A 13,717-nucleotide genomic window follows, 5' to 3' on the forward strand; every position below is an offset into this window, starting at 1 on the left:
CTCTGCACGCACCCCGAATTCACGCACCCCTGGTTCACGCACCCCGAAAGCCCGGATCTCCTCGTCACTCATCCCGGCAACCCGGCCGTCAGCAGCTCCACGAACCCCACGTCCTCCCGCGCCACCCCGAACGCCTCCGCACGCCGCAGCGTCCGCTCGGCCCACGCGCGGTGCGGCTTCACCTCGTTCATCTTGTTCGTGTACGCGGACCGGAGCACACCGCCACCGTCCCGCTCGGGCCGCAGTATGTCGCAGGCGTCGCTGTACTCCTCGTGGCTCACGACGGAGAGCGCGTGCACGGGCAGCACGTGCGTGGGGTGGATGCAGGTCTTGCCGAGCAGTCCGTTGGCCCGGTCCAGCTCGATCTCGCGCAGCAGCCCGTCCATGTCGCGCTGGATGAGCGCCTGCCGCAGGTCGTCGGCCCGCCCCTCCAGGAAGGGGCTGCGGCGCAGCTGCGGCTTGAACATGCGCTCCTGGTGGCGGAAGTACTCCCAGACGGGCCCGGTCACCGTGAACCCCGTGCCGTCCGCCCGGCCCAGCAGGTTGACCACGTCGCCGATGACGGAGGCCACGATCTGGACGTCGTACGCCGTCATGTCCGCCGGCCTGCGCAGCCCGTACGCCGAGCAGAAGTCGGTGACGCCGAGGCGCAGCGCGAGCACCCGCTCGCGGTACTTGTCGACGGTGCGGGCGATGCCGGCCAGCGTCTCGCCGCGCGTCTCCAAGTGCAGCAGGTCGGGCGATTCCAGGACAGGCATGGCGAAAAGTCGCCGCCCTGTGGTCGCCTCGGCGGCGGTGAGTGCCTCCAGGAACGGAACGCCCCGCTCCTCGGTGAACTTCGGCAGCACGAATCCGGACAGCATTCCCACGGCGGGGCCGAGCCGCGCCGCGAGATCGGTGATCTGCTCCGGGGTCCGTACCCGGATGAAGAGCAGGGGCGGCTCGGCCCCCTCGGTGTCCCTGCGCGCGAGCTCGGTGAGCTGCCGCACCAGGTTCTCCTCGGCGCCCGGCACCTCGCCGTCGTGTATCGAGTCCTCGAGGCACAGCACCATGGAGGCGACGCCGTGCCCGGCCTGCTTGAGCACGTCGGCCGCGAGCTGCGGGCGGGTCGCCGGACTGTAGAGCGTCGCCCCGAGTGCCGCCGCGAGCATGCGGGGCGGGGAGTCCGCGGTGAAGTCCCGCGGCTCCTCGTGGAACAGACGCTCCCGCACCTCAGGGGCGATGTGCCCGAAATGACGCATAAAACTCCCCCGCACTGCCGGTCCACCCGGAATGATGTGGCCGGTAATAGTACGTACAAGGGCGTGTCAAAGGTTCCCGACCGTAATGAAGTTCTGGTAACCGGCGCGTGTCGCGCGCTGTTCTCCCGCCCCGCACGCGGCGGGCGATGCCTGCGCACAGAGATGTCGATCTTTGCACCCCGCGTTGTCCCGGCCGCCAGCGGGGAGGCAGGATGACGGCATGACGCACGCGATGCTCAAGGGGGCGAACGTCCCGCTCGACTCCACAGCGGTGCGCGCCGTGCTCCGCTGGTCCCCGGGGCAGGGCGTGCCGGCCGTCGACGCCTCGGCGCTGCTGCTCGCCGCGGACGGACAGGTCCGGTCCGACGAGGACTTCGTCTTCTACAACCAGCCGCGCCACCCCTCGGGGAAGGTCTGGCGGCTCGGCCAGAAGCGCGCCGCCGACGGCATGACGGACACCGTCCAGGCGGACCTCTCCGGCATTCCCGCGGAGATCACCCGGATCCTCGTAACGGCGTCCACGGACCCGGACGCGACCCCCTTCGAGACCGTTCGGTCGCTGCGGCTGTCCCTCTACGACGCCGGGGCCGAGGGCGCCGAGCCGATCGCGTACTTCGACATCAAGCCGGAGACCGGCGCCGAGACCGCGTTGATCTGCGGCGAGCTGTACCGGCGCGGTGACGGCTGGCGGCTGCGCGCGGTCGGCGAGGGCTACTCCGACGGCCTGGTGGGCCTCGCGACGGACTTCGGTATCTCGGTCGACGAATCATCCGCCGAGGCCGCTGCTGCCGCCGGGCCCGAGGCCGTGCCCGCCGCAGCCGCCCCGGCCGCCGAACCCGCGCCGCCCCTCGCGGCTCCCGGCCCGATGCCCGAGGCGGCGCCGGTCGTGGCGGCGGCGTTCCCGCTGCCGCCCCAGCAGCCGCCCGCGTACGGCTACCCGTCGGCGGCCGCCACGCAGCAGCAGCCGCCCGCGTACGGGTACCCGCAGCCGGTGTCGGCGTGGCCCGACCCGGCCTTCAAGCTGCCGCCGCAGGGGCCGCAGTTCACCGGCCGGTGACGGACTTGTAGCCCCGGCCCCACTGCAGGCCCCACCCGTACAGGCGATCGAGCTCGGCCTGGAACCCGTACACGAAGCGCACCTCGCGTCGTACGACGAAGTCGCCCTTCACGTTCTCGATGGAGACCACGGCGCACGAACGGGCCTGCGGCGCCCGCTCGTCGAGGCTGATCTCGATCCGGGGGCCGTTGCTCGGGTACAGCGTCACGTGGGCGTGCGTACGGTCGAAGGCCGGCGTCTGGTCGTAGATGTAGACGAACACCAGCAGGCGCTTGATGTCGTCGCGGTGATCGAGGTTGACGTAGACGGTCTCACCGGACCCCGAGCCGAACCGGTCGTCGCCGCTGAGCTTCACGTACGGCGGCTCGTTGAGCGCCCCGAAGAAGCTGCCGAGAGGCTGCACGACCCCCTTCGAACCGTCCTTCAGCTCGTACAGGCAGCCGAGGTCGAGGTCCACATTGACCATCGACTGGGTGTGTGCCTGCACCACATCGGGCTTGAACATGCTGAACGGATGCCGCATCAGGCTGTTCCGCTTGGGACCGCCGATGTCCGAAGTCCGCATCCGCCACGACAAATTGATGCGCAGATTGCCGGTGGCCGCGCCCTGCTTGGAGAGCGAGACGACCGGATGTCGCTTGGTGAGTTCGATGGCGTTGGTCGCCGCGCTGCCCGAATCGAACTCGAACTGCGCGGAGTTCCCGCGCCATACCCTGTCCCAGAAGGACATACCGCCCCCAAGTGCCGCCGTACATGCCGACGGGGCGGCCGCTGAGGACTTGTCCTCGTACAACCGCCCCGCTCACAGCGTTCCAGGAATACCCCAGGGGTCAAACCCGTGAATCAGACTCCTGATGACACCTCGGCCTTGTCCGAACTCCCGGAGGAGCCGCCCTCCTCGGCCGCGATCCGCTTGTTGCGCCGCACCGAGGACAGGAACGACCAGGCGATCAGCACGACGCCGATCAGGCCCGTGATGAGCTCGCTGATCTGGTACTGGATGGTGACCAGGAGGAGCACGGCGAGCGCGCCGATCGCGTAGTGCGCGCCGTGCTCCAGGTACACGTAGTCGTCCAGGGTGCCCTGGCGGACCAGGTAGACCGTGAGCGAACGGACGTACATGGCGCCAATGCCGAGGCCGAGGGCCATCATCACGATGTCGTTGGTGATCGCGAAGGCGCCGACCACACCGTCGAAGGAGAAGGACGCGTCGAGGACCTCGAGGTAGAGGAACATGAAGAACGCGGCCTTGCCGACCATCACCGCCGCCGACTGCGGCTTGCCCTCGCGCTTGGCCTTCTCCTCGGCCTCGTGCTCGCGCTCCTCCTCTTCCTCGAGACGGTGCTCGAAGAAGCCCGACAGACCGTTCACCACGAGATACGTGATGAGACCCGCGACGCCCGCGAGCAGCACGGTGGCCTGCTTGTCCGCGTGTACGCCGCCGTGCTGGTGCGCGTGGACCGCGACCGTCATGGAGGCGATGAGCAGCACGATCAGGGCGACGCAGACCGACAGCATGTCGACCTTGCCGAGCTTGGCGAGCGGGCGCTCGAGCCAGCCCAGCCACTTGATGTCGCGCTCCTCGAAGATGAAGTCGAGGAAAATCATGAACAGGAACATGCCACCGAAGGCGGCGATGGACGGGTGCGCGTCCGTGACCAGCTGCTGGTAGCGGTCGGGCTGGTTGAACGCGAGGTCGACCGCCTCGATCGGGCCCAGCTTGGCGCTGATGGCGACGATGACGACGGGGAAGACGAGCCGCATGCCGAAGACGGCGATCAGCACACCGACCGTGAGGAAGATCTTCTGCCAGAAGGCGCTCATCTTCTTCAGGATTCCGGCGTTGACCACGGCGTTGTCGAAGGACAGCGAGATCTCCAGGATCACAAGGATCAAGACGACCCCGAAGGCCTCCCATCCGCCGTAGAACACCGCGGCGATCAAGCCGAGCACGGTGATCGCGAACGACCAGCCGAAGGTTTTCAGAAGCACTGGCTACCCCATCATGTGAACGGGTTTCCCCGTGCTGGTTGTACGGGGCTCCCCCGCTCCGCGCACGGCTTAACACTGCATTCTCCCGGGAGGTGGCCCCGGGCCCCCAGCAGGAGAACCCCGGAACCGCCCGAGCTTGAACCTCACCAGGAGAACGCTTTAGGAAACGTTGACTCCGAAGTCTAGAGCGATACCCCTGAGCCCTGACGCGTACCCCTGGCCCACTGCCCGGAACTTCCACTCTCCTCCGTATCGGTACACCTCGCCAAAGATCATGGCCGTCTCGGTGGAAGCGTCCTCGGAGAGGTCGTAACGGGCGAGCTCCTGACCGTCCGCCTGGTTCACGACGCGGATGAACGCGTTGCTGACCTGGCCGAAGGTCTGGCTCCTGTTGTCCGCGTCATGGATGGAGACGGGGAAAATGATCTTGTCGCAGCCGGCCGGCACCTTGGAGAGGTCGACCAGGAGCGACTCGTCGTCGCCCTCACCCTCGCCGGTGAGGTTGTCTCCCGTGTGCTCGACCGAACCGTCCGGGCTCTTGAGCTGGTTGTAGAAGATGAACCACTCGTCGCCCATGACCCGGCCATCGCTGCAGAGCAGCGCGCTGGCGTCGAGGTCGAAGTCCGCGCCGGTGGTGGAGCGCGCGTCCCATCCGAGCCCGACCAGGATCTGTGTGAGGTTCGGTGCGGCCTTGGAGAGGGAGACATTGCCTCCCTTGGCGAGCGTGACGCCCATGATCGTGTCCTCCCCGAGGTGTGGTGATGCTGTGGTCGAGCGCGTCCGGCGCCGCACTGGAGGTGCGGCGCCGGACGGGATGAACGTGCTGCGGTGCTTCGGCTCAGACGTTGACGCCGAAGTCCTGCGCGATGCCGCGCAGGCCCGAGGCGTAGCCCTGGCCGACAGCGCGGAACTTCCACTCCGCCCCGCTGCGGTACAGCTCGCCGAAGACCATCGCGGTCTCCGTGGAGGCGTCCTCGGAGAGGTCGTAACGGGCGATCTCGGCGCCGCCCGCCTGGTTCACGACGCGGATGAACGCGTTGCGCACCTGGCCGAAGGACTGCTGACGGCTCTCGGCGTCGTAGATCGACACCGGGAACACGATCTTGTCGACATCGGCCGGAACCGAAGCGAGGTCGACCTTGACCTGCTCGTCGTCGCCCTCGCCCTCACCGGTGGTGTTGTCACCGGTGTGCTCGACCGAGCCGTCCGCGCTCTTCAGGTTGTTGAAGAACACGAAGTCCTGGTCGTTGCGAACCTTGCCCTCGGCGTTCGTCAGGATGGCGCTCGCGTCAAGGTCGAAGTCCGTACCGGTAGTGGTACGGACGTCCCACCCGAGGCCCACGACGACTGCCGTGAGGCCAGGGGCCTCCTTGCTCAGCGATACGTTGCCACCCTTGCTGAGGCTGACTCCCACGATTCCTCCCTATGGTCCCTAGGGGCGGGGAGCCCCCGTGCTGCTCTTGTATCGGATCAACGTCTGGATCCTAGTAAGGGGTTCCCGCCCCGGCGAGGGATCCAGCAGGGTGTCGTCCGTCGACGGCTCGCCCTACAGGGCGTCGATCGCCTTGACGTACTCGTTCAGGTCACGCGCGTCGGGGAGACCGTTGACGATGGTCCAGCGGACCACGCCCTCCTTGTCGATGATGAACGTGCCACGCACCGCGCAGCCCTTCTCCTCGTCGAAGACGCCGTACGCGCGCGAGGCCTCGCCGTGCGGCCAGAAGTCGCTCAGGAGCGGGTACTCAAGGCCCTCCTGCTCGGCGAAGACACGCAGCGAGAACGGGGAGTCGTTCGATACGGCGAGCAGCTGCACGTCGTCGTTGACGAACTTCGGCAACTCGTCACGCAGCGCGCACAGTTCCCCGGTGCACACGCCGGTGAAGGCGAACGGGTAGAAGAGCAGCACCACGTTCTTCTCGCCCCGGAAGTCCGAGAGCTTCACGGTCTCACCGTGCTGGTTCTTGAGCTCGATCTCCGGAGCCTTGGTGCCGGCCTCGATCGCCATGGTGAAGCTTCCCTTCCGTGGGGCTGTTCGGGTGGCTTCAGCCTAGTTGGCCACGTTCGGGCACTGCCGAGCAGGGCGGCGCGGGGCGTGCGGTCATGCGTGAGGGCCCCCGCGGGCGCTGTGGCGCACCTGCGGGGGCCCTCACAAGGGTTCTCGTTCCGTTCCGGCTGCTATCGCTTCTTGGCGGCTGCCTTCGGCGTGGCCAGACGGCTTGCGGTCCAGTCCTTACCCGCGCTGACGCTCTTGCTCGCGGTCAGGCCCGCCGTGGTGGCGGCTTCGCCGATCTCACTGGCCTCGACGTAACCGTCGCGGCCGGTCTTCGGCGTCAGAAGCAGGATGGAGCCGCCTTCCTCCATGTAAGCGATGGCGTCCACCAGCGCATCAGTAAGGTCCCCGTCGTCATCACGGAACCAGAGCACCACGGCGTCAGCCACGTCGTCGTAGTCCTCGTCGACGAGCTCGGAGCCGATGGCCGCCTCGATGGTCTCTCGGAGCTCCTGATCGACGTCGTCGTCGTAGCCGATCTCCTGGACCACCTGGTCGGTCTGGAAACCCAGCCTCACGGCAAGGTTCGTTTCCGCGTGGTCCGCGGTCGCGCTCACGGATTGCCTCCTGATCGTGTTTACGAAGTTGTCTACAGCCTCGCGTACGCGCGAAGCGTTGGCCGTAGTCCACACGTGCGCGACGGATCGCGCAAGTACCCGGCCATCAAGACCGCCGAAACGGTGACTTTCCAGGCTGTGTCGCCGCAACTCCCGTCAAGGATCCCCGCCGTCCAGTGATCTGCGCCACAGCGATCTGTCAGCTTTGCCCGTCACTGCCCGAGCACCGAGCGCGACCGGGGCCCACGCCACCCCCTCGGAACGCCTGAGCGAAATCGGCGTATCGTGGCGATTTGAGCGCGACGGATGGCGGGATGTGGGCCGGACCTCGAATTACCTCTCGGTAGAGATGACGATTCCGAATTCGAGGTACACGATGGACAACGGCGCACCCGACGGTGCAACAGAGGCATCACCGACAGTGAAGGAACAGCGTGGTTTCCGGATCCGATCGCAACCCGATCATCATTGGCGGTCTTCCCAGCCAGGTCCCGGACTTCGATCCCGAGGAGACCCAGGAGTGGCTCGACTCCCTTGACGCCGCAATCGACGAGCGCGGCCGCGAGCGGGCCCGGTACCTGATGCTCCGGCTGATCGAGCGGGCCCGCGAGAAGCGCGTGGCCGTGCCCGAGATGCGCAGCACGGACTACATCAACACGATCGCCACCAAGGACGAACCCTTCTTCCCCGGCAACGAGGACATCGAGCGCAAGGTCCTCAACGCGACGCGGTGGAACGCGGCGGTGATGGTGTCCCGCGCTCAGCGGCCCGGCATCGGCGTCGGCGGCCACATCGCCACCTTCGCCTCCTCCGCGTCGCTGTACGACGTGGGCTTCAACCACTTCTTCCGCGGCAAGGACGAGGGCGACGGCGGCGACCAGGTCTTCTTCCAGGGCCATGCCTCTCCGGGCATCTACGCCCGCGCCTATCTCCTGGACCGGCTCAGCGAGGAGCAGCTCGACGGCTTCCGCCAGGAGAAGTCGAAGGCGCCCAACGGACTGTCCTCGTACCCGCACCCGCGCCTCATGCCGGACTTCTGGGAGTTCCCCACGGTCTCCATGGGCCTCGGCCCGCTGGGCGCGATCTTCCAGGCGCGGATGAACCGCTACATGGAGGCCCGCGGCATCGCCGACACCTCCAAGTCGCAGGTGTGGGCCTTCCTCGGCGACGGCGAGATGGACGAGCCCGAGTCCCTCGGCCAGCTCTCCATCGCCGCCCGTGAGGGCCTCGACAACCTCACCTTCGTCGTCAACTGCAATCTGCAGCGCCTCGACGGCCCGGTGCGCGGCAACGGCAAGATCATCCAGGAGCTCGAGTCCCAGTTCCGCGGCGCCGGCTGGAACGTCATCAAGCTGGTCTGGGACCGCAGTTGGGACCCGCTGCTCGCGCAGGACCGGGACGGCGTCCTGGTCAACAGGCTGAATACGACGCCCGACGGCCAGTTCCAGACGTACGCCACGGAGACCGGCGACTACATCCGCGAGCACTTCTTCGGCGACGACCACCGCCTGCGCACGATGGTCGAGAACATGACCGACAAGGAGATCCAGCACCTGGGCCGCGGCGGCCACGACCACAAGAAGATCTTCGCCGCGTTCACGGCCGCCCGGGAGCACAAGGGGCAGCCGACGGTCATCCTGGCGCAGACGGTCAAGGGCTGGACCCTCGGGCCGAACTTCGAGGGCCGCAACGCCACGCACCAGATGAAGAAGCTGACGGTCGACGACCTCAAGGGCTTCCGCGACCGGCTGCACATCCCGATCACCGACGCGCAGTTGGAGAGCGGCGCCCCGCCGTACTACCACCCCGGCCGGGACTCCGCGGAGATCCAGTACATGCACGACCGCCGCAAGGCGCTGGACGGGTACGTCCCGACCCGCGTCGTGCGCGCGAAGCCCCTCCAGCTCCCGGACGACAAGGCCTACGCGGGCGTCAAGAAGGGCTCCGGGCAGCAGTCGATCGCCACCACGATGGCCTTCGTCCGGCTGCTCAAGGACCTGATGCGGGACAAGGAGATCGGCAAGCGCTTCGTGCTGATCGCTCCCGATGAGTACCGCACCTTCGGCATGGACTCCTTCTTCCCGAGCGCGAAGATCTACAACCCGCTCGGCCAGCAGTACGAGTCCGTCGACCGTGAACTCCTGCTCGCCTACAAGGAGTCGGCCACCGGCCAGATGTTGCACGACGGCATCTCGGAGGCCGGCTGCACGGCGTCCCTGATCGCCGCCGGCTCCGCCTACGCGACCCACGGCGAGCCGCTGATCCCGGTCTATGTCTTCTACTCGATGTTCGGTTTCCAGCGCACCGGCGACCAGTTCTGGCAGATGGGCGACCAGCTGGCGCGTGGCTTCGTCCTCGGTGCGACCGCCGGCCGCACGACGCTGACCGGCGAGGGCCTCCAGCACGCGGACGGGCACTCGCAGCTGCTCGCTTCGACCAACCCCGCCTGCGTGGCCTACGACCCGGCGTATGCCTACGAGATCGCGTACATCGTCAAGGAGGGGCTGCGCCGGATGTACGGCCCGACCGCCGACGGCAAGGCGGGCGAGGACGTCTTCTACTACCTGACCGTCTACAACGAGCCGATCCAGCACCCCGCCGAACCGGCCGATGTCGACGTCGAGGGCATCCTCAAGGGCATCCACCGCATCAGCACCGGGACTTCGGGCTCGATCCCCGCCCAGATCCTGGCGTCGGGCGTCGGCGTCCCGTGGGCGATCGAGGCGCAGCAGATCCTCGCCCAGGACTGGAACGTACGGGCCGACGTCTGGTCCGCGACGTCGTGGAACGAACTGCGCCGCGAGGCGGTGGAAGTAGAGCGCCACAACCTGCTGCACCCAGAAGAGGAGCAGCGCACGCCCTACGTCACGCAGAAGCTGTCCGGCGCGCAGGGGCCGTTCGTCGCCGTCTCCGACTGGATGCGCTCCGTCCCCGACCAGATCGCGCGCTGGGTGCCCGGCACGTACCAGTCCCTTGGTGCGGACGGTTTCGGTTTCGCGGACACACGAGGCGCCGCGCGTCGTTTCTTCCACATCGATGCCCAATCGGTTGTGCTCGGGGTGCTCACAGAGCTGGCGCGGGAGGGCAAGGTCGACCGCTCGGTCCTCAAGCAGGCGATCGACCGCTACCAGCTGCTCGAAGTCTCGGCCGCCGATCCCGGCACGGCCGGGGGCGACGCCTGAGCGGTGACTGCCTGACCGGTGGTTACCTGGACCGGTCGTTACCTGGCTGGTGAGGGCCTCACCGGATACTGGGCGGAGGGCGGCGAGAGCTTCGGCCTCGCCGCCCTCCGGCATGTCCCGGTTCGCTCAGAACGCTCCGCCCGCGAGCGGCCCGGCCGCAGAGGCCAGCCAGACGATCGCGAGGAGAATGTCGATCGCGCCGAGCACGACCGCGACGAGTGCGGGTACCGACTGTGTGCCGGTCCAGCGACGGCCCATGGCCAGCCAGCCGCAGACGACGGCGACCGGTCCGAGCACGATCCCCAGGGTGAAGAAGCCGGCGATCGCGCAGATGAGGCCGATGATTCCGAGCGACGCGCGGTCCGGCCCGGTCCGTGACCCTACGCGGCCACGTGAGCGGGGGTGCTTGCGCGTGGTGTGTCCGAAGCCCGCCATCATCACTCCCTGAGATTTTCCGGTTCTTCCGGACTCGGGCGATGCTTCGGGTACCCCGCTTGCCGCGGTCTATCGCGCGCCGTACTCCACGGTTCCCGCCGACCCCCTATTGCTCCCAGACCTTGAACGCCCGGGCCCGGTACGGGGATTCGGGCTCCCATGTCCCGCTGCCGGGGTACGTCTGGAACTCACCGGTCTCCGCGCACACCGCGGATTGATAGGTGGTGACGGGACGGCCGGTGCGGTTGGCGAGGGACGTCGCGCTGCTCCCCTCCGGCAGCGCGATGCAGCTTTCGATGTCGATATCGGCCAGCTCATAGGCGTGCCTGGACCCCTTGAACCCGCTCTTGCCCCAGAGACACAGCTCCCCCGCCGCGCAGTCGCCCAAGGTCGGTGGCGCCGCCGCGGTGGCGAGGCCAGGAGTGAGTGCCACCGCGGCGAGCGCGGTAGCGGCGGCAGCCGTGGTCATGAATGTACGCATGTTCTTCAACCCCCGTGTCGTGTCGACCAGTTGCGGTCGCGACTGATCGCTTGCCAGACACTCTGGCCCGGAAGATCTGGTTCCGGGAAGAGCTGCCGAGGGACGTCACCCTGATAAGCGAAAGCCCCCGGATAGTTCCCGGGGGCTTCCCTCGCACGAGCGGTTTCGCACGCCATAAAAGCGGGTTACACGCGATCCGGGCCGGTGGTCGGCCGTCAGATGTGCGCTGCGCCCGCGCCCGCCTCCGCGTTCTCCCCGCGCTTGGTCAGCAGCGCGACGAGGATGGCGACGACGGCGACGCCCGCGGCGACCAGGCAGGCCGCGCTCATGCCCGAGATGAAGGTGTCCTGCGCGACGCCTGTGATCTTCTCGGCGAGCGCAGGCGGGGCGCCCGGAGGCACCGGCGCGACACCGACCTGGACCGCCTCCGCCGCCTGGCCCAGCTGCCCGTGCGTGAGCGGCGGGAGCCCGGCGCCCGTCCAGTTCCCGGCGAGGTCGCTGTCGACCTTGGACGCCATGACGGCACCGAGCACGGCGGTGCCGAGGCTGCCGCCGATCTGCATCGCGGCCTGCTGGAGTCCGCCGGCCACGCCGGAGAGCTCCAACGGGGCGTTGCCCACGATGACTTCGGTCGCTCCGACCATCACGGGCGCGAGCCCAAGACCGAGCAGGGCGAACCAGAGGGACATGATCCCGCTGCCCGTCCCCGCTTCCAGCGTGGACATCCCGTACATGGCGGCGGCGGTGAGCGTCATGCCACCGGCGAGCGGGACGCGAGGGCCGAACTTCGTGATCATCGCGCCCGCCAACGGCGAGCCGACGATCATCATGCCGGTCAGCGGAAGCAGGTGCATGCCGCTCTCGACCGGGCTCATGCCGTGCACGTTCTGGAGGTAGAACGTGACGAAGAACAGCCCGCCCATGAAGGCGATGGCCATGAGCACCATCAGCACCACACCGGCCGACAACGGCACGGACCGGAACAGGGCCATCGGGATGAGTGGTTCGGCGACGCGGGTCTCCCAGAGCGCGAACACCACGAAGCACAGCACCGAACCGGCGATGAACGTCCAGGTCATACCGTCGCCCCAGCCCCATGTCGGGGCCTTGATGAGCGCCCAGACCAGGCAGAACATCGCGCCGGACAGCAGCACGATGCCGAGGACGTCGAAGGACCGCGGCGCGTTCTCGGCGCGGTGGTCAAGGAGGATGAAGAGCCCCAGGGCAAGGGCGAGAACGCCGATGGGGACGTTGATGAAGAAGACCGACTGCCAGCTGACGTGCTCGACGAGCAGCCCGCCGACGATCGGGCCGCCGGCGGTCGAGGCGCCGATGACCATGCCCCAGATGCCGATCGCCATGTTCAGTTTCTCGGCGGGGAACGTGGCGCGCAGCAGGCCGAGGGCGGCAGGCATGAGCAGTGCCCCGAACAGGCCCTGGAGCACGCGGAACGTGATGACGAGGGCGATGCTGTCGGACAGGCCGATGGCCCCCGACGCGGCGGCGAAGCCGACGACACCTATGAGGAAGGTCTGTCGGTGGCCGAATCGGTCACCGAGCTTGCCCGCGGTGATCAGCGCGACCGCGAGAGCGAGGAAGTAGCCGTTGGTGATCCACTGAACGTCGGCGAAGCTCGCGCCGAGGTCCTTCTTAATAGTCGGGTTGGCGATGGCGACGATGGTGCCGTCCAGGGCGACCATCATGACGCCGATCGCGACGGAGAAAAGTGTCAACCAGGGGTGCCCGCGCAGCCCCTTGGCCGGTGCCGGGACGTGCTCGGGCTCCGGAACCCGATCCGCCTTGTCGACAGTGGTCTGACTAGTCATGTGTTCGAGGCTAATGACAGCCACTGACAGTTGACGAACTATTTAACAAGTCAGTAACTGTCACGTCGCTCACACTATGGTGAGCTGCACAAACGGCAAGAAAGAGGACCATGACGGATCGAATCAACCTGCGTGAACTCAAGAAGCAACGCACCCGAAACTCCTTGTTGCGCACCGCACTTGAGCTCTTCACGACCCAGGGGTTCGATCGGACGACGGTCGACGAGATCACCGAGGCCTGCGAGGTGTCCCAGCGCACGTTCTTCCGGTATTTCGCGAACAAGGAGGAGGTCGCGCTCGCGGTGCAGCAGACGGTGGAGTGCCGCTTCCTCGCCGCGCTGCGCGAACGCCCCTCAGGGGAAAGCCCGTTCGAGGCGCTGCGGCAGACCGTGCTCGGCACTTGGGATGCGATGAGCCGCGTAGTCGAGGAGCTCATCCCCCTCGAACTCCACATGCGCACCTACCAGATGATCGAGTCGACCCCCTCCTTGCTCGCGGTTCACTTGCGCCGCTCCATCGAGCTGGAAGAGGAACTCGCGCGCGTGGTCGCCGATCGCGAAAGCCTCGACGTGGACAGCGACCCGCGCCCGCGCGTGGCCGTCGCCGCGTTCGGTGGCGTCATGCGGATGACCGGACGCCTGTGGGGTGCGGGAGACGACGGGAGCATCGAATCGATCCGCGCGCTCACCGAGTCGTACCTGGATCACTTGAGGCCTTCACTGGCCGGGCAATGGCGCCGCGACCAGGAATGATCGACACGAAGACGGCAGGGTGAGATGAGTCGCACCCACGCGCGCGAAAGGCGTTTCCTGCCCCTACGTAGCGTGAGGCCATCACTGCAGCCGTGTCCGGTTCTACCCAAATACACCAGGGGAAACGTGATCCGGCTCACCTCA

13 protein-coding genes are annotated in these 13,717 nt (G+C 67.5%); 3 read left to right on the plus strand and 10 right to left on the minus strand.

The features are described 5' to 3' along the window. Positions 1-68 precede the first annotated feature (68 nt). Positions 69-1,241 carry an HpcH/HpaI aldolase/citrate lyase family protein gene (locus ACWD2L_RS23635; protein ID WP_351332872.1) on the minus strand — a complete coding sequence of 391 codons (1,173 nt, stop codon included), beginning with the start codon at positions 1,239-1,241 and terminating at the stop codon, positions 69-71. Between the two features lie 220 nt (positions 1,242-1,461). On the opposite strand from ACWD2L_RS23635, the gene ACWD2L_RS23640 reads away from it, so the two are divergent. After that, entirely contained in the window at positions 1,462-2,298 is an 837-nt protein-coding gene (locus ACWD2L_RS23640; RefSeq protein ID WP_351332869.1) for a TerD family protein, read from the plus strand. Here the strand turns inward: ACWD2L_RS23640 and ACWD2L_RS23645 are convergent. The 6 genes from ACWD2L_RS23645 to ACWD2L_RS23670 all read right to left on the minus strand — a co-directional run bounded on the left by ACWD2L_RS23645 (position 2,285) and on the right by ACWD2L_RS23670 (position 6,897). Beyond that, a complete protein-coding gene (locus tag ACWD2L_RS23645; RefSeq protein WP_351332866.1) occupies positions 2,285-3,028 on the minus strand; it encodes a TerD family protein in 744 nt (247 codons plus the stop codon). The genes ACWD2L_RS23640 and ACWD2L_RS23645 overlap by 14 nt on opposite strands. A 113-nt stretch (positions 3,029-3,141) precedes the next feature. Beyond that, positions 3,142-4,290, minus strand: coding sequence for a DUF475 domain-containing protein (locus ACWD2L_RS23650; protein ID WP_351332864.1), 1,149 nt, complete (start codon positions 4,288-4,290; stop codon positions 3,142-3,144). Positions 4,291-4,449: 159 nt separating this feature from the next. Next, on the minus strand, positions 4,450-5,025 hold the full coding sequence (locus tag ACWD2L_RS23655; RefSeq protein WP_351332861.1) for a TerD family protein: 576 nt from the start codon (positions 5,023-5,025) through the stop codon (positions 4,450-4,452). Between the two features lie 103 nt (positions 5,026-5,128). Continuing rightward, a complete protein-coding gene (locus tag ACWD2L_RS23660) occupies positions 5,129-5,704 on the minus strand; it encodes a TerD family protein (RefSeq protein WP_351332858.1) in 576 nt (191 codons plus the stop codon). A gap of 132 nt (positions 5,705-5,836) precedes the next feature. Continuing rightward, on the minus strand, positions 5,837-6,295 hold the full coding sequence (locus ACWD2L_RS23665; RefSeq protein WP_351332855.1) for a peroxiredoxin: 459 nt from the start codon (positions 6,293-6,295) through the stop codon (positions 5,837-5,839). A 170-nt stretch (positions 6,296-6,465) separates the two neighbouring features. Next, entirely contained in the window at positions 6,466-6,897 is a 432-nt protein-coding gene (locus tag ACWD2L_RS23670; protein ID WP_266720038.1) for a DUF3052 domain-containing protein, read from the minus strand. 434 nt (positions 6,898-7,331) lie between these two features. Between ACWD2L_RS23670 and aceE the strand changes: the two genes are divergently transcribed. Further along, positions 7,332-10,079, plus strand: coding sequence for a pyruvate dehydrogenase (acetyl-transferring), homodimeric type (gene aceE, locus ACWD2L_RS23675; RefSeq protein WP_351332852.1), 2,748 nt, complete (start codon positions 7,332-7,334; stop codon positions 10,077-10,079). A 126-nt stretch (positions 10,080-10,205) separates the two neighbouring features. Here the strand turns inward: aceE and ACWD2L_RS23680 are convergent, their stop codons facing one another. From ACWD2L_RS23680 to ACWD2L_RS23690, 3 genes are all read right to left on the minus strand, one after another. Beyond that, the gene (locus ACWD2L_RS23680) at positions 10,206-10,514 is read right to left on the minus strand and encodes a small hydrophobic protein (RefSeq protein ID WP_451191223.1); all 309 of its coding nucleotides are present in this window, start codon (positions 10,512-10,514) and stop codon (positions 10,206-10,208) included. A 106-nt stretch (positions 10,515-10,620) separates the two neighbouring features. Next, positions 10,621-10,995: a peptidase inhibitor family I36 protein gene (locus ACWD2L_RS23685; protein ID WP_351332847.1), complete on the minus strand. Its 375-nt coding sequence runs from the start codon at positions 10,993-10,995 to the stop codon at positions 10,621-10,623. 215 nt (positions 10,996-11,210) lie between these two features. Beyond that, positions 11,211-12,821, minus strand: coding sequence for an MFS transporter (locus ACWD2L_RS23690; RefSeq protein ID WP_351332844.1), 1,611 nt, complete (start codon positions 12,819-12,821; stop codon positions 11,211-11,213). 110 nt (positions 12,822-12,931) lie between these two features. On the opposite strand from ACWD2L_RS23690, the gene ACWD2L_RS23695 reads away from it, so the two are divergent. After that, the gene (locus ACWD2L_RS23695; RefSeq protein ID WP_351332842.1) at positions 12,932-13,573 is read left to right on the plus strand and encodes a TetR/AcrR family transcriptional regulator; all 642 of its coding nucleotides are present in this window, start codon (positions 12,932-12,934) and stop codon (positions 13,571-13,573) included. Positions 13,574-13,717: the final 144 nt, after the last annotated feature.

The organism is Streptomyces sp. NPDC002754 (genome assembly GCF_053592315.1).

What these genes read in the sequence shown, in the direction of transcription:
- ACWD2L_RS23635 (WP_351332872.1), bottom strand. Translation starts at nt 1,241, where the DNA reads ATGCGTCATTTCGGGCACATCGCCCCTGAGGTGCGGGAGCGTCTGTTC.
- ACWD2L_RS23640 (WP_351332869.1), top strand. Translation starts at nt 1,462, where the DNA reads ATGACGCACGCGATGCTCAAGGGGGCGAACGTCCCGCTCGACTCCACA.
- ACWD2L_RS23645 (WP_351332866.1), bottom strand. Translation starts at nt 3,028, where the DNA reads ATGTCCTTCTGGGACAGGGTATGGCGCGGGAACTCCGCGCAGTTCGAG.
- ACWD2L_RS23655 (WP_351332861.1), bottom strand. Translation starts at nt 5,025, where the DNA reads ATGGGCGTCACGCTCGCCAAGGGAGGCAATGTCTCCCTCTCCAAGGCC.
- ACWD2L_RS23665 (WP_351332855.1), bottom strand. Translation starts at nt 6,295, where the DNA reads ATGGCGATCGAGGCCGGCACCAAGGCTCCGGAGATCGAGCTCAAGAAC.
- ACWD2L_RS23680 (WP_451191223.1), bottom strand. Translation starts at nt 10,514, where the DNA reads ATGGCGGGCTTCGGACACACCACGCGCAAGCACCCCCGCTCACGTGGC.
- ACWD2L_RS23685 (WP_351332847.1), bottom strand. Translation starts at nt 10,995, where the DNA reads ATGCGTACATTCATGACCACGGCTGCCGCCGCTACCGCGCTCGCCGCG.
- ACWD2L_RS23690 (WP_351332844.1), bottom strand. Translation starts at nt 12,821, where the DNA reads ATGACTAGTCAGACCACTGTCGACAAGGCGGATCGGGTTCCGGAGCCC.
- ACWD2L_RS23695 (WP_351332842.1), top strand. Translation starts at nt 12,932, where the DNA reads ATGACGGATCGAATCAACCTGCGTGAACTCAAGAAGCAACGCACCCGA.